The 18,977-nt window shown below is 77.2% G+C and carries 16 protein-coding genes; 5 read left to right on the top strand and 11 right to left on the bottom strand.

The window, feature by feature from the left end; genetic code table 11:
• Positions 1-112 precede the first annotated feature (112 nt).
• From ACI8AR_RS23445 to ACI8AR_RS23435, 3 genes are all read right to left on the bottom strand, one after another.
• Positions 113-367, bottom strand: coding sequence for a hypothetical protein (locus tag ACI8AR_RS23445; protein ID WP_457053135.1), 255 nt, complete (start codon positions 365-367; stop codon positions 113-115).
• A 112-nt stretch (positions 368-479) separates the two neighbouring features.
• The gene (locus ACI8AR_RS23440) at positions 480-1,343 is read right to left on the bottom strand and encodes a manganese catalase family protein (protein ID WP_456930132.1); all 864 of its coding nucleotides are present in this window, start codon (positions 1,341-1,343) and stop codon (positions 480-482) included.
• Between the two features lie 264 nt (positions 1,344-1,607).
• Complete coding sequence (locus tag ACI8AR_RS23435) at positions 1,608-2,354, bottom strand: sensor histidine kinase (RefSeq protein ID WP_457053134.1); 747 nt, start codon at positions 2,352-2,354, stop codon at positions 1,608-1,610.
• 62 nt (positions 2,355-2,416) lie between these two features.
• On the opposite strand from ACI8AR_RS23435, the gene ACI8AR_RS23430 reads away from it, so the two are divergent.
• The gene (locus tag ACI8AR_RS23430; protein WP_457053133.1) at positions 2,417-3,109 is read left to right on the top strand and encodes a response regulator; all 693 of its coding nucleotides are present in this window, start codon (positions 2,417-2,419) and stop codon (positions 3,107-3,109) included.
• 108 nt (positions 3,110-3,217) lie between these two features.
• Here ACI8AR_RS23430 and ACI8AR_RS23425 read toward each other — a convergent pair whose 3' ends face one another.
• Both ACI8AR_RS23425 and ACI8AR_RS23420 read right to left on the bottom strand, forming a co-directional pair.
• Positions 3,218-4,726, bottom strand: a complete 1,509-nt coding sequence (locus tag ACI8AR_RS23425; RefSeq protein WP_457053132.1) for a PH domain-containing protein — start codon at positions 4,724-4,726, stop codon at positions 3,218-3,220.
• Complete coding sequence (locus ACI8AR_RS23420) at positions 4,723-5,241, bottom strand: PH domain-containing protein (protein WP_457053131.1); 519 nt, start codon at positions 5,239-5,241, stop codon at positions 4,723-4,725. Before ACI8AR_RS23420 ends, ACI8AR_RS23425 begins: the two co-directional genes overlap by 4 nt.
• A 60-nt stretch (positions 5,242-5,301) precedes the next feature.
• Here ACI8AR_RS23420 and ACI8AR_RS23415 point away from each other — a divergent pair, with 60 nt between their 5' ends.
• A complete protein-coding gene (locus ACI8AR_RS23415) occupies positions 5,302-5,631 on the top strand; it encodes a rhodanese-like domain-containing protein (RefSeq protein ID WP_457053130.1) in 330 nt (109 codons plus the stop codon).
• A gap of 10 nt (positions 5,632-5,641) precedes the next feature.
• Here ACI8AR_RS23415 and ACI8AR_RS23410 read toward each other — a convergent pair whose 3' ends face one another.
• From ACI8AR_RS23410 to ACI8AR_RS23400, 3 genes are read right to left on the bottom strand one after another with little or no spacing between them, the layout of a single operon-like run.
• Entirely contained in the window at positions 5,642-7,258 is a 1,617-nt protein-coding gene (locus tag ACI8AR_RS23410; protein WP_457053129.1) for a long-chain fatty acid--CoA ligase, read from the bottom strand.
• Positions 7,259-7,290: 32 nt separating this feature from the next.
• On the bottom strand, positions 7,291-7,953 hold the full coding sequence (locus ACI8AR_RS23405; protein ID WP_457053128.1) for a DNA alkylation repair protein: 663 nt from the start codon (positions 7,951-7,953) through the stop codon (positions 7,291-7,293).
• Positions 7,953-9,161, bottom strand: coding sequence for a cytochrome P450 (locus ACI8AR_RS23400; RefSeq protein WP_457053127.1), 1,209 nt, complete (start codon positions 9,159-9,161; stop codon positions 7,953-7,955). The genes ACI8AR_RS23405 and ACI8AR_RS23400 overlap by 1 nt, the downstream gene beginning before the upstream one ends.
• A 56-nt stretch (positions 9,162-9,217) precedes the next feature.
• Between ACI8AR_RS23400 and ACI8AR_RS23395 the strand changes: the two genes are divergently transcribed.
• Entirely contained in the window at positions 9,218-10,153 is a 936-nt protein-coding gene (locus ACI8AR_RS23395; protein WP_457053126.1) for a DUF5926 family protein, read from the top strand.
• Positions 10,154-10,211: 58 nt separating this feature from the next.
• Here the strand turns inward: ACI8AR_RS23395 and ACI8AR_RS23390 are convergent, their stop codons facing one another.
• Both ACI8AR_RS23390 and ACI8AR_RS23385 read right to left on the bottom strand, forming a co-directional pair.
• Entirely contained in the window at positions 10,212-11,648 is a 1,437-nt protein-coding gene (locus ACI8AR_RS23390) for a M20/M25/M40 family metallo-hydrolase (protein WP_457053125.1), read from the bottom strand.
• Between the two features lie 67 nt (positions 11,649-11,715).
• Positions 11,716-12,945, bottom strand: a complete 1,230-nt coding sequence (locus ACI8AR_RS23385) for an arginine deiminase (protein ID WP_457053124.1) — start codon at positions 12,943-12,945, stop codon at positions 11,716-11,718.
• Between the two features lie 62 nt (positions 12,946-13,007).
• On the opposite strand from ACI8AR_RS23385, the gene ACI8AR_RS23380 reads away from it, so the two are divergent.
• Positions 13,008-13,775: an SDR family oxidoreductase gene (locus ACI8AR_RS23380; RefSeq protein ID WP_457053123.1), complete on the top strand. Its 768-nt coding sequence runs from the start codon at positions 13,008-13,010 to the stop codon at positions 13,773-13,775.
• On the opposite strand, the gene ACI8AR_RS23375 is transcribed toward ACI8AR_RS23380, so the two are convergent.
• Entirely contained in the window at positions 13,772-17,173 is a 3,402-nt protein-coding gene (locus tag ACI8AR_RS23375; RefSeq protein WP_457053122.1) for a BTAD domain-containing putative transcriptional regulator, read from the bottom strand. The two genes, ACI8AR_RS23380 and ACI8AR_RS23375, sit on opposite strands and share 4 nt — an antisense overlap.
• A 130-nt stretch (positions 17,174-17,303) precedes the next feature.
• Here ACI8AR_RS23375 and ACI8AR_RS23370 point away from each other — a divergent pair, with 130 nt between their 5' ends.
• Complete coding sequence (locus ACI8AR_RS23370; RefSeq protein ID WP_457053121.1) at positions 17,304-18,755, top strand: FAD-binding oxidoreductase; 1,452 nt, start codon at positions 17,304-17,306, stop codon at positions 18,753-18,755.
• Positions 18,756-18,977 lie beyond the last annotated feature (222 nt).

The raw sequence follows: 18,977 nt of genomic DNA, 5'->3' as shown, positions 1-18,977 counted from the left end.
CCCCCCCCCCCCCCCCCCCCCCCCCCCCCCCCCCCCCCCCCCCCCCCCCCCCCCCCCCCCCCCCCCCCCCCCCCCCCCCCCCCCCCCCCCCCCCCCCCCCCCCCTCGCGCGTTCAGGCGGCGCGGGCGGGAGCGGCCTCCGGCAGCGGGGCGTCGGACAGCGCGGCGTCGACCGTCGCCACGGCGGCCGCGGTCGTGGGGGCGGTCCGGCGGGAGCGGCGCACCGCCCAGCGGGTGACGAGGGCGGCGAGGACGACCAGGCCGGCCAGGGCCTCGCGGGCCGAGCCGGTGGCGGCACTGGCCACGGCGACGGCGAGCGCCGCGGCGTAGACCGCCGTCAGGACGACGGCGGGGGTGGGCAGGTGCACGGGGGACCTCCGGGGACTGCCGTTCCGGGTGCGGCCCCGCCGGGCCGGCGGCCGGGCTGCGGGAGCCCGGCCGCCGGCGCGGCGACGGCGCGGTGATCGGGAGCTCAGCGGCTCACTTGAGCAGGTCCTTGGCCTTCTGCAGCATCGTGTGGGCCTCGGTCTGCGGGGTGCTGTAGAGCCGCGGGTCGCCCGGGGGCAGCGTCGGGGCGTCGGCGGTGGCCTCGATCGCCGCCGCGCGGAGCTGGTTGTCCGTGCCGTCGAGCGCCGGCCCCGACGCCCAGCGGCCGTTGGCGGCCTCGGGGCCGTCGGAGGCCTGGATGAAGGTGTAGCCCAGGTCGCCGACCTCGTCGGAGAGCGGGAAAGCCTCGGGCACCGGGAGCCCCTCGAGGTCGTCCTCCTTGAGCTGCTCGATCGCGGCCAGCCACTGCTGCTGGTGCATGTGGTCGCGGGTGATGAGGAAGCGCAGCAGGTCCTTCACGCCCGGGTCGTCGGTCATGTTGTAGAGCCGGGCCACCTGCAGCCGGCCCTGCATCTCGGCGGTGGCGTTGTAGTAGAAGTCCGCCATCAGGTTGCCGCTGGCGGTGACGTACGCGCCGGTCCACGGGTTGCCCATGCTGTCCATGTAGGACGCCGCCTGGCCGTTCTGGATGAGGTGCTGCGGGTTGTGCTGCCCGTAGCCGGCGGCGGCCTCCTTGCTGCGGTCGGCCGAGTCGGGCTTGAGCGGCGCGTGGTCGAGCAGCCGGTCGATCATCGTGATGATCATCTCGACGTGGGCCAGCTCCTCGGTGCCGATCGAGAGGAGCATGTCCTTGTACTTGCCGGGCAGCCGGCAGTTCCAGCCCTGCAGCAGGTACTGCGTGGCGACGGTCATCTCGCCCCACTGACCGCCGAGGACCTCCTGCATCTTGCGGGCGAAGTCCGGGTCGGGACCGTCGGGCTTGGCCTCGTACTGCAGGGCGTGGGTGTGCGTGAACACGGGCTCTCCCTCACTCGGCTTGCGTCGTCGCGCCGCCGCCGCTGCGGCGACACCCGGGATCTGCCCGCGCCCGGTGGCCCGCCCGTGCCGTCCCGTGGCCCCCCGGTGCCATGTCTCCCGGGTCGTCCGTCGGCCTGCCGGCCGACACCGCGGCCAGGTGCCGTCCCCTCCTGCGCCGAGCCGTTCCCGGCCCTCGCTCGCGGGACCCTCCGGGCCCCACTCCTCGGCCCGCCTCGCGGGGCGGCTCACGCCAGGAGGGGCGTCTCACCGGTCGGGGAGCTGGACGCAGAGGGTGAGCCCGGCGTCGGAGGTGGCCCAGACGACGGCGCCGCCGAGGTCGTGCGCGTGCCGCTGCACCGACCACAGGCCCAGGCCGGTGAGGTCGACCGGCGGCGCGTCGTGGCGGAGGTACTGCACGACCCGCCCGGGGTGCGCCACGTCCTGGGTGAGCGCCAGCCGGACCCAGCCGTCGCGGTGGACGGCGGTCAGCAGCACCGCGGCGCCGTCCCCGTGCCGGTGGGCGTTCTCCAGCAGGTTGGTGAGGATCCGCTGCACCCGGGCGTCGGCCACCCGCACCCCGGCGGCGCACTCCTGCACCGCCAGGGTCAGCTGCCGCAGCGGCAGGCCGGAGGCGGCCACCGACGCGCGCAGCACCTCGCCGAGCAGCCGCCCGCCGGGGGGCCGCCGCGTCGCGCCGCCGGAGGCGTCGGCGGTGCGCAGCATCGAGGACAGGTGGGCGGTCTGCGCGCGGGCCAGCTCCAGCAGCTCCTCGCGCTGGGCGGGCTCGCGGTCCAGCGAGCCGAGCAGCGCCTCCAGCGAGGCCAGCGGGCTGCGCATGTCGTGGCACATGGCCCGCAGCAGCGCGCCCTCGGGTGTGGGCGGCGGCTCCTGACCCGGCCGCGGGCCGCGGGCGGCGCGGGCGACGTGGTCGCGCAGCACGCGGGCCAGGTCGCCGAGCAGCCGTCCGGAACCGGACCGGACGGTACGGGGTGTGTCGGGCGCCAGGGTCACGGGCACCTCCGGGTGCGTGGAGCCCGGCGCGCCGGGCGCGCCGGGCCGGGGTGAGGAGGGTCGTGGGGTCGACCGACGCCGGGGCTGAGCGTCAGGGGTACGTGGACGTGGTCGTCGTCGACGACCATCCGCTGTTCAGCCGGGGGCTGTCACTGCTGCTCCCCGGGGTCAGCGACGGCCGGGTGCGCGTCGTGGCCACCACCGACGACGCCTCCGCGGCCGCCGCGCTGGTCCGCCGGCACCACGCCGACGTCGCCGTCGTGGACCTGCACATGCCGCCCCCGGGCGGCGTGCGCGCCATCGCGGCGATCCGCCGGGCGGACCCGGCGGTGCGCGTGGTGGCGCTGTCCGGGCTGGCCGAGGCCGACGCGGCCCTCGAGGCCCTGCGGGCGGGGGCGGCGGGCTTCCTGCCCAAGAGCGCCGACCCGGAGCACCTCGTCCGCCCGCTGCTGTCGGTGCTCGACGGCTGGTCGGTCCTCCCCGAGGCGCTGCTGCGCCGGCTGCTCGACGACGCCGCGCCGACCGGCGAGCAGACCGTCGCCGACCGGCTGACCAGCGACGAGCGCCGGCTGTGGCGGCTCGTGGCCGACGGCACGAGCACCGTCGACATCGCCACCACGCTGCACGTGTCCGAGCGGACCGCCAAGCGGCTGGTCGCCTCGCTGCTGCGCAGCCTCGGGGTGGCCACCCGCGTGGAGGCGGCCGCGCTGGCCGGCCGCGTCGGCCTCGGCAGGGAGACCGGCGGGCTGCGCTGAGCGGGCGTACCGCGGTGCGGCGGTCATCGAGCGCCGGGCTACCCGGGCGGATGATCGACACTCCCGGGTTCCGGTGAACTGGCCCCGACGGGCCAGGGACCTCCCCGGTCAGCCCGTCGGGCGGGGCGCTCCCGTGCCGGGCGCGGTGGCCCACGGTCCCGACGCGGCGGCGGTGAACGCCGCGACGTCGTCGGCGGCCATGTCCACCGCCGCGTAGCCGCCGCTGCCCGCGCCGACGCAGGCGACGACGGTGGCCAGGCCCGCGCGCCGCTGGAACCAGGTCTGCCGTACCTGCCAGCCGACGACGGCCCGCCGCTGCAGCACCGCCTGCTCGCGCACCAGCAGCCCGCTGCGCACGCTGAACGAGCCGGGCCCGGTGGCGTGGCCGAGTGCGGCGTAGCGGCCGAGGCCCAGCGGCACGCCGAGGACGGTGAGCACGACCCCGGCGGCGAGCACACCCCAGAAGCCGGTCAGCGCCGTCAGCACGGCCCCGGCCGCGGCGACCAGCAGCCCGGTGGCGATCGCGCGGACCAGCGCCCGCCGGCGGGCGGCGGGCGGGTGCGGCGTCAGCGGGCCCGGGTCGTCGACCAGCAGGCCGAGCAGCCGCACCGCCTCCGCGCGCGGGCCCAGCGGGAACAGCTGGCCGCGCCGGCTGGCCGCGCCCAGGCCGGTGACCAGGGCGTTGACCCGCGCGGCCCGCACCAGCCGCATGCCCAGCCCCTCGGCGAGGGTGCCGCCGCGGATCCGGTCCACCTCCAGCTCGGTGTGCCGCCGGGTCACCAGCCCGCGGACGGCGACCAGCGAGCCCCCGCGGCGCACCAGCCGGAAACCCCAGTTGACCACCGCCGCCCCGGTGACCGCCCCCACCGCGAGCAGCACCACCGCGACCACCGCGGTGAGGACGAGGACGCGGACGTCGGTCAGGTCGGGGCCGTCGAGGTCGGGGCGCAGGTCCCGGGGCAGCTCCTGGAGCAGCCGCGACAGGGCGCCGACCGCGGCCAGCGGCACGGCCAGGTAGCTGGCGACCAGCGGCGCGTAGAGCAGCCAGCGCCGGTCGAACCGGGCCAGCTCCTGCTCGGCCGACTCCTCCGGCGGCGGGGCGGACGGGTCCGTACCGGGGAACGCCGCCGCGGCCCGCCGGTGGGTGAGCACCGAGGCCCGCAGCCGGTCGCCCTCCGCGCGCGGGACGCCGTCGACGACGACCTCCTCGTCCCCGCCGGTCATCGTGCCGGCCGCGGCGTCGACGCGGACCCGGACCAGCCCGAACAGCCGGTGCAGCGCCGGCGCCTCGACCTCCACGCCGCGGATCCGGTCGTTGGGCACCGTGCGCACCGACCGCGCGAGCAGGCCGCGGGTGACCACCACCGCGGTGGGGGCGTCGAGGTAGGTGAACCGCCACCACGACAGCGCGGCGAACAGCAGCGACAGCGCCGTCACCGCCACCACCAGCGCGACGACGACCCCCGGCCCGTCCACGCCGACCGCGGCGACGACGGGGATCGCGGCCGGCACCACCTGCCGGGCCTGGCGGAACGTGACGGTGTGCACGAGCACGATCAGCGGCGAGGTGCGCCGCGGGGCGGTGAGCTCGGGCGCCGTCAGCACCGGGTCCGTCACGTGGCCTCGTCCCGCACCTGCTCGGCCCGCCGGGCCAGGTCCTCGGCCACCCGCTCGGCGACGGCGACCTCCAGGTGCGGCACCCGGACGGTGCCCTGCGACGAGGCGGTCAGCACCGCGACGCTGGCCAGCCCGTAGAGCTGCTGCAGCACGCCGCGGGTGACGTCGACGGTCTGGATGCGGGCGACCGGCACCAGCGTCCAGGTGCGGCTCAGCCAGCCGGTGAGGGCGTGCACCGCGTCCGCGGTGACCTCCCAGCGGTGCACCCGGTAGCGGATCCACGGCCGCACGCCGATCGCCACCACCGCGTACGCGACCAGCAGCACCGGCAGCAGCCACCGCAGCACCGGCACCGGCCCGCCCACCGACGCCGGCACGGTCAGCACCAGCACCGACACGAGCACGCCGTAGACGAGCGTGCCGATCACGCCCTGGGTGACCCACAGCCAGATGGCCGAGCGGGACAGCGACCAGGCCGGCTCGCGGACCGGCGGCGCGGGGGGAGCGGACGTCACGGCCCGATCCTCCCAGCCCGCCGGTGCGGCGGGGCCCGACCTGGGAGGATGGGGCGTGTGATGCCGCAGCAGGTCCCGACCGTGTCCGCCGCCGAGGTGCCCGAGGACGCCGCGCTCCTCGACGTCCGCGAGGACGGCGAGTGGGTGGCCGGGCACGCCGAGGGCGCCACGCACATCCCGATGGGCGACGTCCCGGCCCGGCTCGACGAGGTCCCCGACGGCGACCCGGTGTACGTCGTCTGCCGCAGCGGCGGGCGCTCGGCGCGGGTCGCCGCGTGGCTGAACCTCAACGGCTACGACGCCGTGAACGTCGGCGGCGGCATGGGGGAGTGGGAGGCGGCGGGCCGGCCCCTGGTGAGCGAGACCGGCCTGCCGCCCTTCGTCCGCTAGGAGCCCCGTCTCAGGACCTGGGCTCGTACTCCGCGAAGCGGCTGCGCAGGTCCTTCTTGGAGAACTTGCCGACGCTGGTCTTGGGCACCTCGTCGATGAACTCGACGGCGTCGGGCATCCACCACTTGGCCACCAGCGGCTTGAGGTGCTCGAGGATCTCCTCCTCGGTCGCCTCCTCGCCGTCCTTGAGGACGACGCAGGCCAGCGGCCGCTCGTCCCACTTCGGGTGCGGGATGCCGACGACCGCGGCCTCCTTGACCTTCGGGTGGCTCATGATCGCGTTCTCGAGGTCGACCGAGCTGATCCACTCGCCGCCGGACTTGATGAGGTCCTTGGTGCGGTCGGCGATGCGGATCGAGCCGAAGGAGTCCATCGCCGCGACGTCGCCGGTGCGCATCCAGCCGTCGTCGGTGGTCAGGACGACGCCGGCGTCGGGGTTGTAGTAGTCCTTCGCGCACCACGGGCCGCGGACCTGCAGCTCACCGGTGGCCTTGTCGTCCCAGGGCTGCGGCTCGAGGGTCTCGGCGTCGACGATGCGGGCCTCGACGCCGAGGAACGGGATGCCGGCGCGGGCGCGCTGGTCGGCCTTGGTCGCCTCGTCGGCGTCGGCGTACCGCTTGGGCAGCACGCCCGAGGAGGCGACCGGGTGGGTCTCGGTCATGCCCCAGGCCTGCAGGATCGGCAGCCCGACCTGCTCGCGGTAGGCCTCCGACAGCGCCTTGGGCACCGCGGAGCCGCCGCAGCCGATGTCGCGCAGCTTGTGCGGCTTGCCGGCGAGGTGCGGCAGCACGCCCTGCCAGATGGTCGGGACGCCGGCGGTGAAGGTGACGCCCTCCTCGACGATCAGCTTGGCCAGGGCCTCGGGCTGCATCATCGGCCCGGGCATGACCAGCGAGGCGCCGGCGGCCGGGGCGGCCTGGGCGATGCCCCAGGCGTTGGCGTGGAACATCGGCACGACCGGCATCGCGACGTCCTGGATGCCGAGGCCGAAGGCGTTCGGCTGCATCACGCCCATGGTGTGCAGGAACGTCGAGCGGTGGCTGTAGACGACGCCCTTGGGGTTGCCGGTGGTCCCGGACGTGTAGCACATGGACGCGGCGCGGTTCTCGTCCTCGACGTGGAACTCGACCGGCTGCGCCTCGGCCAGCAGCGCCTCGTAGTCCAGGACGCGCGGGTCGTCGGGGATCTCGTTGTCGCCGCCGTCGTCCATGACGACGACGTGCCTGACCGTCTTCATCGTGTCGACCAGCGGCCAGAACAGCGGCAGGACGGTGCGGTCGACGAAGACCACCTCGTCCTCGGCGTGGTTGGCGATGTAGGTCAGCTGCTCGGGGAACAGCCGGATGTTGAGGGTGTGCAGCACCCGCCCGGTGGCCGGTGCGGCGAAGTACAGCTCCAGGTGCCGCTGGCTGTTCCAGCCGAAGGTGCCGACCCGTCCGTCCTCGCTGACGCCGAGGGTGTCGAGGACCCCGCCCAGCCGGCGGGTGCGGTCGGCCCACTCGGCGTAGGTGCTGCGCACCGGTCCGGTCGGGCTGCCGGTGACGATCGTCCCGTCGCCGTAGTGCTGCTCGACGTGCCGGAAGATCGCGTCGATCGTGAGAGGGAAGTCCTGCATGAGGCCGCGCATGGCGGCATCGTGCCAGTGACCGCGCTCACGATCTACCGCGGAGTACGCCGTTCCAGCTCCCTCAGGGCGTCGGCGCCGACCCAGCGGGCGCCGCGGCCGCCCGACCGCAGCTCGCGCGCCGTCGCGACGGCGCGGCCGTGCAGGCCCGGGCTGCGCTTGCCGATCTGCCGCAGCGCCCAGCTCGCCCCCTTCCGGACCACCGGCCGGTCGTCGTCGGCCCGCTCGGCGACCGCGCGGAGGAACGGCTCGAACCGGTCGTCGTCCGCTCCCTTGTCAGCCACCGCCAGCCCGGCCATGACGGCGAACCCGGCCCGCTTGACGAACTCCTCCGGCCGCCCGCTCCACGCCAGCGCCGTGTCCCAGGCGGACGGGGTGTGCCGCACCAGGTTCTGGCAGACCTGGTCGCACAGGTCCCACGAGTCGAACGCGGCCGCCCACGCGTCGAGCTGCGCGGCGTCCACCGCGGCCGGCTCCTCGACCATGCCGGCCAGGATCCGGGCCTCGTGGACGCCGGAGTCCCACAGCCCGGCGGCCAGCGCGTGGTCGCGGCCGAGCTCCCTCGCCAGGGTCCGCAGCTCGGCGACCGTGACGCCCAGCGTCTGCGCGCCGCCGACGCCGGAGCGGGCCATGCCGGCCAGCCGCGACGGGTCGGCCAGCTCGCGGAGCCGGCCGAGCACCGCCGCGGTCGCGGCCACTACCGGGTCAGGACGACGGGCAGCTCGGCCAGGCCGCGGATGACGAACTCGGGACGGCGCCGCGCCGGGCGGGCGAGCTGCAGGTCGGTGGTGCGGCCCAGCAGCGCGCCGAAGGAGGCCTGCAGTTCCACGCGGGCCAGCGGCGCCCCGATGCAGAAGTGCACGCCCGCGCCGAAGGAGATCTGCGGGTTGTCGGTGCGGCCGACGTCGAGGGTGTCGGGGTCGGCGAACACGGCGGGGTCGCGGTTGGCGGCGCCGAGCAGCGCGGCGACCTTCTGCCCCTCCCGCACGGTCACGCCGCCGACCTCGACGTCGGCGGTCGCGGTGCGCTCGAACAGCTGCAGCGGCGAGTCGAACCGCATGAGCTCCTCGATCGCCGTCGGCAGCAGCGCCGGGTCGGTCCGCAGCCGCGCCAGCTGGCCGGGGTGCTCGAGCAGCGCGAGCAGGCCGTTGCCGCTGACGTTGACCGTGGCCTCGTGGCCGGCGTTGAGCAGCAGGATGCAGGTGGTGACCAGCTCGTCCTCGGTGAGCCGGTCGCCGTCGGCGTCGCGCACGGTGACCAGGTGGGAGAGCAGGTCCTCGCCGGGCGCACGGCGGCGTTCGGCGGCCAGCTCGCGCAGGTAGGCGACGAACTCCGCGGCGGCGCGCTCGGCGGCGTCCTCGACCGCGGTCGTCCGGCCGTACTCGTACATCTTCACGATCGCGTTGGACCACGGCCGCAGCAGCGGCCGGTCGGCGGCCGGGACGCCGAGCAGCTCGGCGATGACCGCCACCGGCAGCTCCTCGGCCATCCCCGAGAGGACGTCGACCGGCTCGCTGCCGCCGGAGCGCTCGACCAGCCCGTCGACCAGCTCCCCGGCCAACTGCTCGACCCAGGGGCGCAGCCGCTCGACGTGCCCGCGGGCGAAGGCCGCGCTGATCAGCCGGCGCAGCCGGGTGTGGTCGGGCGGCTCCATCTCGAGGATGGCGTTGCGGTGGATGAGGTTGAACTGCCCGAACCGCTCGGCGGGCTCCTTGTCCCGCCAGATCCGCCCCAGCCGGCGGTCGCGCAGCACGGCGTTGCTCTCGGCGTGGGTGAACGCCAGCCACAGCCGCAGCCCCTCGTGCCACTGGACCGGGGCGACGGCGCGGGCGGCGGCGAAGGCGGGGTACGGGTCGGCGACGACGGCCGGGTCGGTGAGGTCGAGCGGTGCCGCCAGCGAGGTCACGACCCCGAGCCTATGGCCCGCCGGACCCCGTCCCGCCCCCACATACCCTGGGCCGCATGGCCCGTTCCGCGACCCGCCGCCGTCCCGCGCCCGCCGCCGTCGAGGGTGAGATCAACCCGAAGGCCCCGTGCCCGTGCGGCTCGGGCCGCCGGTACAAGCACTGCCACGGCTCGGGCTACGCGCCCCCGGTGACCCGTCCCTTCGAGGGCCTGCCCGGCGAGCCGGACTGGGTGGCGCTGCGCGAGCTGGTGCCCGCCGCCACCGCGCCGCTGACGACCACCGACGGCCGCCAGGTCACCCTCGCCAGCGTGCTGCCCGGCGGCGCCCCGGCGCTGGTCCGCAGCAACGGCGAGATCCTGCTCGGCGTCCAGCTGCAGGCCTCCTCCGACGACGTCAGCCGGGACATCGGCACCGCGCTCGCCGCCGCGCTGGACTCGCCGGCCGGCGCCCCCGTCGACCCGGGCCCGATCGGCGCGGCCGGCTCGGCCGGGCCGCGGCTGCAGGAGCTGCTCGACCCCAGCGTGCCGCTCGAGGTCACCGTGCACCCCGACTTCGGCTTCTGGCTGGAGGGCACCGACCCCAACCCCGCCGCGCAGGCGGGGCTGGAGCGGGCCAACGAGGCGGTGCTGCCCACCGAGCGGCTCGAGGGCCTGGGCGCCGCCTACTGGGTGCGGCCGGGCAACGAGCGGGCGCACCTGCGCTGGGTGCGCCCCGAGGCCGAGGAGCCGCTGCTCGACGCGCTGGCCCGGCTCTCGGCGTCCGAGCAGCTCCTGCTGGGCGAGGGCACCCGGTACGCCGGCGCCTTCCGCGCGCACGGGCTCGTCGTCCCGGTCTGGGACCTGCCGGCCGACACCCCCGCGCAGGAGTGGGCCGGCCCCGCGGCCGAGTTCGCCACCCGCCTCGAGCAGGCGCTGGCGGTCACCGACCCGCTGGACAGCGACGAGCGCCGCGCCCGCGCCGGCCTGCTGTCCCGCCAGGTCACCCTGCGCTGAGGCATCTCCCCGGCGCGCTCGTGCTCTGCCCACACCCGTGGGCAGAGCACGAGCGCGCTCAGAGGTGGGCGATCAGGTGCCGGAAGAACACCGCGCCCCGGTGCAGGGCGGCCACGCTGATCCGCTCGTCGGCGGCGTGCAGCGCGTCGAGCTCCCCGCGGGACAGGTCGAAGGGCATGAACCGGTAGACGCTGTCGCTGATCTGCGCGAAGTGCCGGGCGTCGCTGGCCTGCACCATGAGGTACGGCGCGACGACGGCCTGCGGGTACACCGCCCGCACCGCCGCCCCGAGCGCCGCGTACGCCTCGTTGTCGGTCCGCGAGACCGGTGAGGGGTCGTCGCCGGAGAGCACCCGGATCTCCACGCTGTCGTCGGCGACGACCCGGCGCAGCCGCTCGACCGTCGACCGCACGGTCTCGCCCAGGGCGATCCGGACGTTCAGGTGCGCCCGCGCCCGGGTGGCCAGCACGTTGCGCGCGCCGCTGCCCTCGAGCTCGGTGACCGCGACCGTGGTCCGCACCATCGCGGCGGCCTCCCGGCCGGCCCGGGCCAGCGCCGCCGCGAGCAGCGGCCGCAGCGCGCGGGCGTGCGCGAACAGCGCGCGGGAGGGGCCGGGGGCGTGCCGGCCGGCGGCGTCGACCATCCCGAGCACGACGTCGGGCAGCCGGGCCGGGAAGGGCGAGGCGTCCAGCCGCAGGACGGCGCGCGCGAGGCGGGCCGGGGCGCCGTTCGGCGTCGGCGAGGACGCGTGCCCGCCCGGGTCGGTGGTCACCAGCTCGCAGTCCAGCACCCCCTTCTCGGCCAGCCCGACGGCGGCGATCTGTCCCGGCACGCCCGGGAAGACGCCGGTCACCACCGCGCCGCCCTCGTCGACGACCGCCCACGGCGTGGTGCCCCGCTCGCGGAACACCTGCACCGCCTGCGGGGCGCCGACCCCGAGGACCTCCTCGTCGTTGCCGGAGAAGACGAACACGTCCCGGGCCGGCGTGTGCCCCGCCGCGACCAGCGACTCGACCGCCTCGAGGACCGCGACCAGCGCGCCCTTGTCGTCGACGGCGCCCCGGCCGTGCACGACGCCGTCCTCGACAGCGCCGCAGAACGGGTCGCGGGTCCACGCCTGGCCGGTGACCGGGACGACGTCGTGGTGGGCCATGAGCACCAGCGGCGGCCGGTCGGTGCCGCTGGGCCAGCGGTAGAGCAGCGAGCCGCCGGGGAGGACCTCCCGCTCGAGCACCCGGTGCGTGTGCGGGTACAGCTCGCCGAGACGGTCCCGGAACCGCTGGAACACCGCGCGGTCGGCGTCGCCGGGGTCGCGCGTGGAGACGGTGGGGATGCGGATCAGCTCGGCCAGGCGGGCTGCGGCGGCGTCGGCGTCGAGGCCGGCGGCGTCCGCGGGCGGGACGGGCGTGTCCGCCGGCCGGAAGCGGGCGACCCGCCGCGCGACCGCGGCGACCCCCGCGGCGGCCGGGGCGAGCAGCAGCGGCGCGGTCCTCATCCGGCCTCCCTCCGTCCGGGGCCCCGGGAGGAGGCCCGCCAGGGCACCGTACGGACGCCCCGGGCGGCTAGGGGAGGGGCTCCCGCCGGACGGGGCAGGACATGCACCGCGGGCCGCCGCGGCCGCTGCCGAGCTCCGAGCCCGCGATCCGCACCACCTCGATGCCGGCCGCCTCGAGCGCGGCGTTGGTGACGGTGTTGCGCTCGTAGGCCACCGCCAGCCGCGGGGCCAGCGCGAGGGTGTTGTTGCCGTCGTCCCACTGCTCGCGCTCGGCGGTGACCGGGTCCAGGCCGGTGTCGATCACCCGCAGCCGGTCGATGCCCATCGCCTCGGCCGCGGCGACCACGAACGGCGCGGGGCCGCGGACGACGAGGTCGGTGGTGTCGGCGTCGTCGGGCGGGGTGTCGGCGGTGACCGTCCAGGCGACCAGGGTGTCCGCCACCGCGGGGTACATGACCATCGCGTCGACGTCGACCATCGTGGCGATGGTGTCCAGGTGCATGGTCGCCCGCTCCTGGGCGATCGGGACGACGAGCACCGTGTGCGCCAGCCCCCGCGCGAACACCCGGCGGGCCAGCCGCTCGGCGCCGCCCGGCGTCGTCCGCTCGCCCACGCCCACGGCCACCACGCCGGCGGCCAGCAGCAGGACGTCGCCGCCCTCGAGGTGCTCGAGCGAGGAGTCGTAGAGCTGCTCGGCGCCGGCGAAGCGCGGGTGGTGGGTGGCGATGGCCCGGAGGATCGTGCTCTCCCGGTGCCGGGCCGGCATGGCCAGCGACGTGACGGCGACCTGGTCGCCCACCCACACCGACGAGTCCCGGGTGAACAGCAGGTTGGGCAGCGGCGGGACGACGAAGTCGTGCCGGTCCATCAGCTCGTAGGCCAGCCCCCGCCCGCCGCGCAGCTCGTGGTGCGCCAGCCCGGCCATGAGCGCGCCGGCCAGGTCCCCGGCCGCGAGGCCGGACAGGTGGTCGACGGCGGTGCGCTGGAGGGTGGCGCCCAGGCGCGGGTCGTCGACGGCGGCGGCCACCAGCTCCTCGCGCGCCGTCGGGTGGTCCAGGACGTCGGTCAGCAGCCGGTCCAGGTAGAGCACCTCGACACCGCGGTCGGTGAGTGCGGCGGCGAACGCGTCGTGCTCCTCCTGCGCGCGGGCCACCCACGGCACGCCGTCGAAGAGCAGCTGGTCGTTGTTGCGCGGCGTGAGCCGGCGCAGCTCGGCGCCCGGCCGGTGCAGGACCACCGTCCGCAGGGGGCCGACCTCGCTGGTCACGCCGAGGGGACTGGGGGCCGCGGTGGTCACGGGGGGAGAGGCTGGCACAGTGGCCGGGCCGGCGCACGGCACCCCACAGGAGGAGGCACCGCGTGGACCTGTTCGACCTCACCGGGAAGGTCGCCGTCGTCACCGGCGGCACCCGCGGCATCGGCCTGATGATGGCGCGCGGCCTGCTGCAGGCCGGGGCGTCGGTCTACGTCAGCTCGCGCAAGCCCGAGGCCGGCGAGCAGGCGGTGGCGGAGCTGTCGGGGTTCGGCCGGGTGGAGTCCATCCCCGCCGACATCAGCACCGAGGCCGAGTGCGTCCGGCTGGCCGAGGAGGTCGGCCGCCGCGAGGAGCGGGTGCACGTGCTGGTCAACAACGCCGGCGCCACCTGGGGCGAGCCGCTCGAGACCTTCCCCGCCTCGGCGTGGGACAAGGTCCTCGACCTCAACGTCAAGGCGCCGTTCTTCCTCACCCGGGCGATGCTGCCGCTGCTGGAGGCCGCGGCCACCGACGACGACCCGGCCCGGGTGGTCAACGTCGGCAGCATCGACGGGCTGCACGTGCCGGTCCTGCCGACCTACTCGTACTCCTCCAGCAAGGCCGCGGTGCACCAGCTCACCCGGCACCTGGCCAAGGAGCTGGGGCCGCGGCGGATCACCGTGAACGCCGTCGCGCCGGGGCCGTTCGAGTCGAAGATGATGGCCGCCACCCTGGCCGCCCGCGGCGACGAGATCGCCGCCAGCTCGCCGCTGGGCCGCATCGGCCGGCCCGACGACATGGCCGGCGTCGTCGTCTACCTGGCCAGCCGGGCGGGCGCGTACGTGACCGGCGCGGTCATCCCCGTCGACGGCGGCCGGGCGACCACCCTCTAGGCCGAGCGCGGCGTCGGCGGGTCGGACCGCCGGCGCCGCGGCGGCCGGTGCGCCTGCTCGGCGGGCACCCGCGCGAGGTGGGACTCGGCCAGCGCCACCTGGTGCGGGCAGCCGACCCTGCGGCCCTGCTCGCGGGCGCCGGTCCACCAGCCGCGGGCGGCCACCGTGTCGCCGGTGCGCTCGGCGATCCGGCCGAGCAGCTCGTCGTAGGCGCCCAGGCTGAACGCCGGGGTGCCGAGCACCGCCTGCCGCCCGCGGAAGGGCATCAGCTGCACGGTGGCCATGGTCAGCTCGGGCTCGTCGCCCAGGTGCAGCGCGGCCTCGGCCTGCAGGAGCACCGCGACGTCGCTGGCCCAGTCGCGGATCTGGGTGCGCCCCCAGCGGGCGCGCAGCCGCCGGGCCACCGCGAGGTCGCCGGACTCCGCGGCGGCCACCACCGCCATGAGCTGCAGCAGCGGGTTGCCCTCGTCGCCGGTCTCCACCAGCAGGTCGATCGCCTCGGGCAGCCGGCCGTCGCCGCGGCGCAGCGCGAACACGTGCGCGGCGTAGGCGTGCCGCGCGTGCGGCGTCACCCTGCGGTAGAGCTCGTGCGCCTCGGTGGTCAGCTCCTCGGCGCGGGCGGCGTCCCCGGCCAGCCAGGCCGCGCCGGCCTGCTGCCACAGCACGTGCGGGCGCACCTCCGGGCCCGACAGCGAGAACGCCAGGCGCCGCCCCGCCTCCAGGTCGGCGTCGAAGCCGGCGCGGTCGGTGAGGTGCAGCCGGATCGCCGCGCGGTGCAGCCGGGCGTAGAACTCGGTGCGCCGCGGCAGCCCGCGCCCGGCCAGGGCCAGCGCCTCGTCGGTCGCGGCCAGCCGCAGCTCGGCGGCGCCGGGCCGGCCCCACACCGCGAGCGAGTAGTTGTTCAGCGTCCGGCCGAGCAGCTCCGGGTCGCCGACGCCGCGGGCCAGCGCCACCGCCCGCTCGGCGTACCGCACGCCGCGCTGCAGGTCCTCGCTGAAGGCCAGCTCGACGCCGAGGGTGCCCAGCAGCCGCGCGGTCAGCCGGTCCCGCTCGGCCTCGGTCGCGTCCGGGGCGATCTCGTCGCGGTGCTCGAGCAGGTCCTCCAGCAGGGCGACCATCTCGACGTCGACGACGCCGTGCGGCCGCCAGTTCCACAGCGTCACCTCGCCCCAGACCGCGGCGGACTCCAGCTGGCAGCGCGGGTCGCCGAGCTCGCGGGCCAGCGCGATCGCCTCGCCGACCACCTGGTGGGCCTCGGTGCGCTCGCCGCTGCGCAGCAGGTCGTTGCCCAGCGCGGTGAGCAGGTCGTGCCGGGTGCGGACCGCACCGGGCTGCGCCGGGTCGACCAGCCGCAGCGCGCGGCGGGTGTGCACCGCGGCCTCGCCGTCGGCCAGGCGGGCGCGGGCGTTGGCCGCCGCGGTGGTCGACCACCGCAGCCCGGGCGCCGGGCCGGTCACCGGCGCGGCCTCGACGAAGTGGTGCGCCAGCCGCTCGACCAGGGCGTCGTCGGGGCGGCTGCCGGCCACCTGCCGCTCCAGCGCCTCGCCGAGCCGGGCGTGCAGGCGGGCGCGGCGCAGCGCGGGCAGGTCGTCGGCGAGGACCTCCTGCACCAGCGCGTGGGTGAACCGCCAGCTCCACGGCGTGCCGCCCTCGACGACCAGGCCGGCGGCGACCGCGGCGTCCAGGGCCGCCAGCGCGTCCTCGGCCGGCTCCCCGGCGGCCTCGAGCAGGTCGAGGGTCACCTCGCGGCCGGCGACGGCGGCGAGCTCCAGCACCGGGCGGGCGCCGGCGGGCAGCCGGGCGAGGCGGGTCCGCAGCACCTCGCCCACCGACGGTGGCACCGGCACCGCGTGCAGGTCGCGGCCGCCGCGCATCCAGCGGGACAGCTCGACGACGAAGAACGGGTTGCCCGCCGTGCGGTCGTGGACCGTGGCGGCCAGGCCCGGGTCGCCGGCCGAGCCCAGCTGTGCGGCCAGCAGCGAGCCGACGTCCTCGGCGTCGAGGCCCTGCAGGGTGATCGTGGTGGCGGCCGGCTCGCGGGCCAGCCGGGCCAGGCAGTCGGCGACCGCCTCGGGCAGGTCCTCCCCGACGCTGCGCACGGTGACGACCACCAGCAGCGGCACCCGCGGCAGGTGCCGGGCGAGCAGGGTCAGCAGCTGTACCGACGTCGTGTCGGCGCCCTGCAGGTCGTCGAGGACGACCATCGCCGGCCGCTGCCGGGCGGCGGCGGCGAGCCGGCCGCGCAGCTCCTGGAACAGCCGGAACCGGGCGGCGTCGGCGTCGTCGCCGTCGTCCCCGGCGGGTGCGGGCGGTTCCTGGCCCAGCTGCTCGAGCGCCTGGGTCCACGGCCACAGCGCGGGGGCGCCGGCGTCGTCGGCGCAGCGGCTCTCGGCGACCGCCCAGCCCGCGGCCCGGATCGTGTCCGCGACCGCCTCGGCCAGCCGGGTCTTGCCGATGCCGGCCTCGCCGGCCAGCACGACGACGGCGGGCCGCCCGGCGGCGACCTGCTCGGCGGCCGCCCGCAGCCGGGCCAGCTCGGCGCGGCGGCCGACCAGCGTCTCGTCGCCGGGGACGGCCAGGGCGGTGGGCGGCGGCGGCGGGACGACCGACAGCACCGGCCGGGGCACCCGCGAGGTGAGCTTGGGGTCCTGCCGGAGCACCGCCTGCTCGAGGTCGCGCAGCTCCGGGCCGGGGTCGATGCCCAGCTCGTCGCGGAGCAGCTCGGTGCAGCGGCGCAGCGCGTCGAGGGCGTCGGCCTGCCGGTCGGCGGCGTAGAGGGCGGTGACCAGCCGGGCCCACAGCCGCTCCCGCAGCGGGTGCTCGGCGACCAGGCGCTGCAGGTCGGCGACGGCGGCGTCGGCGCGGCCGGTGGCCAGCAGCGCGTCGCAGCGGCGCTCGCGGGCGCGCACGTGCAGCTCGGTGAGGCGCAGCCGGTCGGTGGCCGCCCCCGGCCCGTCGCCCAGCTCGGCCAGCGGCTCGCCCCGCCACAGCTCCAGCGCGCGGTCCAGCGCGGCCACCCCGCCGGCCGGGTCGCCGGCCTCGACGGCGCGGTCCCCCTCCTCGACCAGGCGGGCGAAGCGGAGGCTGTCGAGGTCCTCCGCGCCGACCTGGACCAGGTAGCCCGGCGCGCGGGTGAGCAGCACCGTCGGCGCCTCGCGCGGCCCGCGCTGCGGCTCGAGCACCCGGCGCAGGTGCGAGACGTAGGCCTGCAGGGTGCCGGTGACCGTGGGCGGCGGCTCGTCGCCCCACAGCGTGGTGACGATGCGGTCGACGGGGACCACCCGGCCGGCCTCGGCCAGCAGCAGGGTCAGCAGTGCGCGGGGCTTGGCGCCGCCGACGTCGACGGGGCGGTCGTCGGGTCCGGTGACCTCGAGGGGGCCGAGGACGCGGAACCGCACGGTCGGGCATGGTGGCAGGTCGCGGGCCGCCTGGGGAGGGGGTCGCGCGCCTCAAGTGCGGCGCAAGTGGCGGTCAAGGCGGGGCGGCCACGGTCGTCCCGGCCGATCCCCCTGCCCCCGAGGACCCGACATGAGCCTGACCGAGACCCCCGCCGCCGCCCCGCTCCCGCGCACGCCGCTCGACGACGCCGCGCCCGCCCCCCTCGACCCCGCCGCCGTCGCGGACCTGCGCGGCCGGGTCCACGGGCCGGTCTACGTCGCCGGCGACGACGGCATGGCGGCCGAGGTCGCGACGTGGAACCTCGCCGTCACCCACACGCCCGCCCTCGCGGTCGGCGCCACCTGCGCCGCCGACGTCGCCGCCGCCGTCTCCTTCGCCGCCGCGCACGGCCTGCCGGTCGCCGTCCAGGCCACCGGCCACGGGCCGGTCCGCAACGCCGACGGCGCGCTGATGATCACCACCCGGCGCATGCAGGGCGTCGCCGTCGACCCGGCGCGCCGCACCGCGCGGGTCGAGGCGGGCGTCAAGTGGCAGAAGGTCATGGCGGCCGCCGCCGAGCACGGGCTGGTCGGGTTGTGCGGCTCGTCGTCCGACGTCGGGGTGGTCGGCTACACCCTGGGCGGCGGGCACGGGTCGCTGGGCCGCAAGCACGGGTTCGCCGCCGACGCCGTCGTGAGCGTGGAGATCGTCACCGCCGACGGCGTGCTGCGCACCGTCTGCGCCGAGACCGAGCCCGAGCTGTTCTGGGCGGTGCGCGGCGGCAAGGGCAACTTCGGCGTCGTCACCGCGCTGGAGTTCGAGCTGTTCCCCGTGCCCGCGCTCGTCGCCGGCGGGCTGTTCTTCGCCGGCCGGGACGCCGCCGCGGTGCTGCACGCCTACCGCGCCTGGGCGCCGACGCTGCCCGAGGAGGTCAGCACCTCGGTCGCCGTGCTGCGGCTGCCGCCGCTGGAGGAGCTGCCGCCGCCGCTGCGCGGGCAGACCGTCGTCCACCTGCGCTACGTCTACGCCGGCGAGGACCCCGCGCTCGGGGCCGCGCTGGTCGCGCCGATGGAGGCCGCGGGCGAGGTGCTGCTCGGCGGCGTCGGGCCGATGCCGACGACGGCGCTGGACGCGGTGCACATGGACCCGACCGACCCGATGCCCGGCTGGGAGAAGGGGATGCTGCTCGCCGAGCTCACCGAGGAGACCGTGGACGCGTTCCTCGCCGCCGCCGGCCCCGACGTGCAGGTGCCGCTGGTCATGGCCGAGATCCGCCAGATGGGCGGGGCGCTGGCCCGCCCGGCGCGGGTGCCCGACGCCGTCCCGGGGCGCGGCGCCGCCTGGTCGGTGTTCGTGATCGGCCCGATGGTCCCGGAGCTGGCCGAGGTGGTGCCGGCGGTCGGCCGCGGCGTGCTCGCTGCACTGGCGCCGTGGGCCGCACCCGGTGCGATGGTCAACTTCCTCGGCGACGTCAGCGGCCCCCAGGAGGTCCTCGCCGCGTGGGACCCGGCCTCGGCCGAGCGGCTGCTGGCCGTCAAGCGGGCGGTCGACCCCGACGACGTCTTCTCCACCGGGTACGCGCTGCGTGGCCGGGGTGCCTGAGCAGTCCACCCGGCCCCGGCCGCCGGCCTGGCTGCGGCGGCGGATGGGGATCCCCCCGGCCCTGCCCCCGCCGGACTGGACCCCGCCGGACGCGAGCACGATCAGGTGAGCTGATCCTGCGGCGGGGGGGGGGGGGGGGGGGGGGGGGGGGGGGGGGGGGGGGGGGGGGGGGGGGGGGGGGGGGGGGGGGGGGGGGGGGGGGGGGGGCGGGGGGGGGGGGGG

The sequence above is a fragment of the Geodermatophilus sp. SYSU D01036 genome (genome assembly GCF_054050435.1).
This window is presented reverse-complemented; position numbering and strand designations above follow the sequence as displayed.

What these genes read in the sequence shown, in the direction of transcription:
- ACI8AR_RS23415 (WP_457053130.1), top strand. Translation starts at nt 5,302, where the DNA reads ATGCCGCAGCAGGTCCCGACCGTGTCCGCCGCCGAGGTGCCCGAGGAC.
- ACI8AR_RS23410 (WP_457053129.1), bottom strand. Translation starts at nt 7,258, where the DNA reads ATGCGCGGCCTCATGCAGGACTTCCCTCTCACGATCGACGCGATCTTC.
- ACI8AR_RS23370 (WP_457053121.1), top strand. Translation starts at nt 17,304, where the DNA reads ATGAGCCTGACCGAGACCCCCGCCGCCGCCCCGCTCCCGCGCACGCCG.
- ACI8AR_RS23395 (WP_457053126.1), top strand. Translation starts at nt 9,218, where the DNA reads ATGGCCCGTTCCGCGACCCGCCGCCGTCCCGCGCCCGCCGCCGTCGAG.
- ACI8AR_RS23390 (WP_457053125.1), bottom strand. Translation starts at nt 11,648, where the DNA reads ATGAGGACCGCGCCGCTGCTGCTCGCCCCGGCCGCCGCGGGGGTCGCC.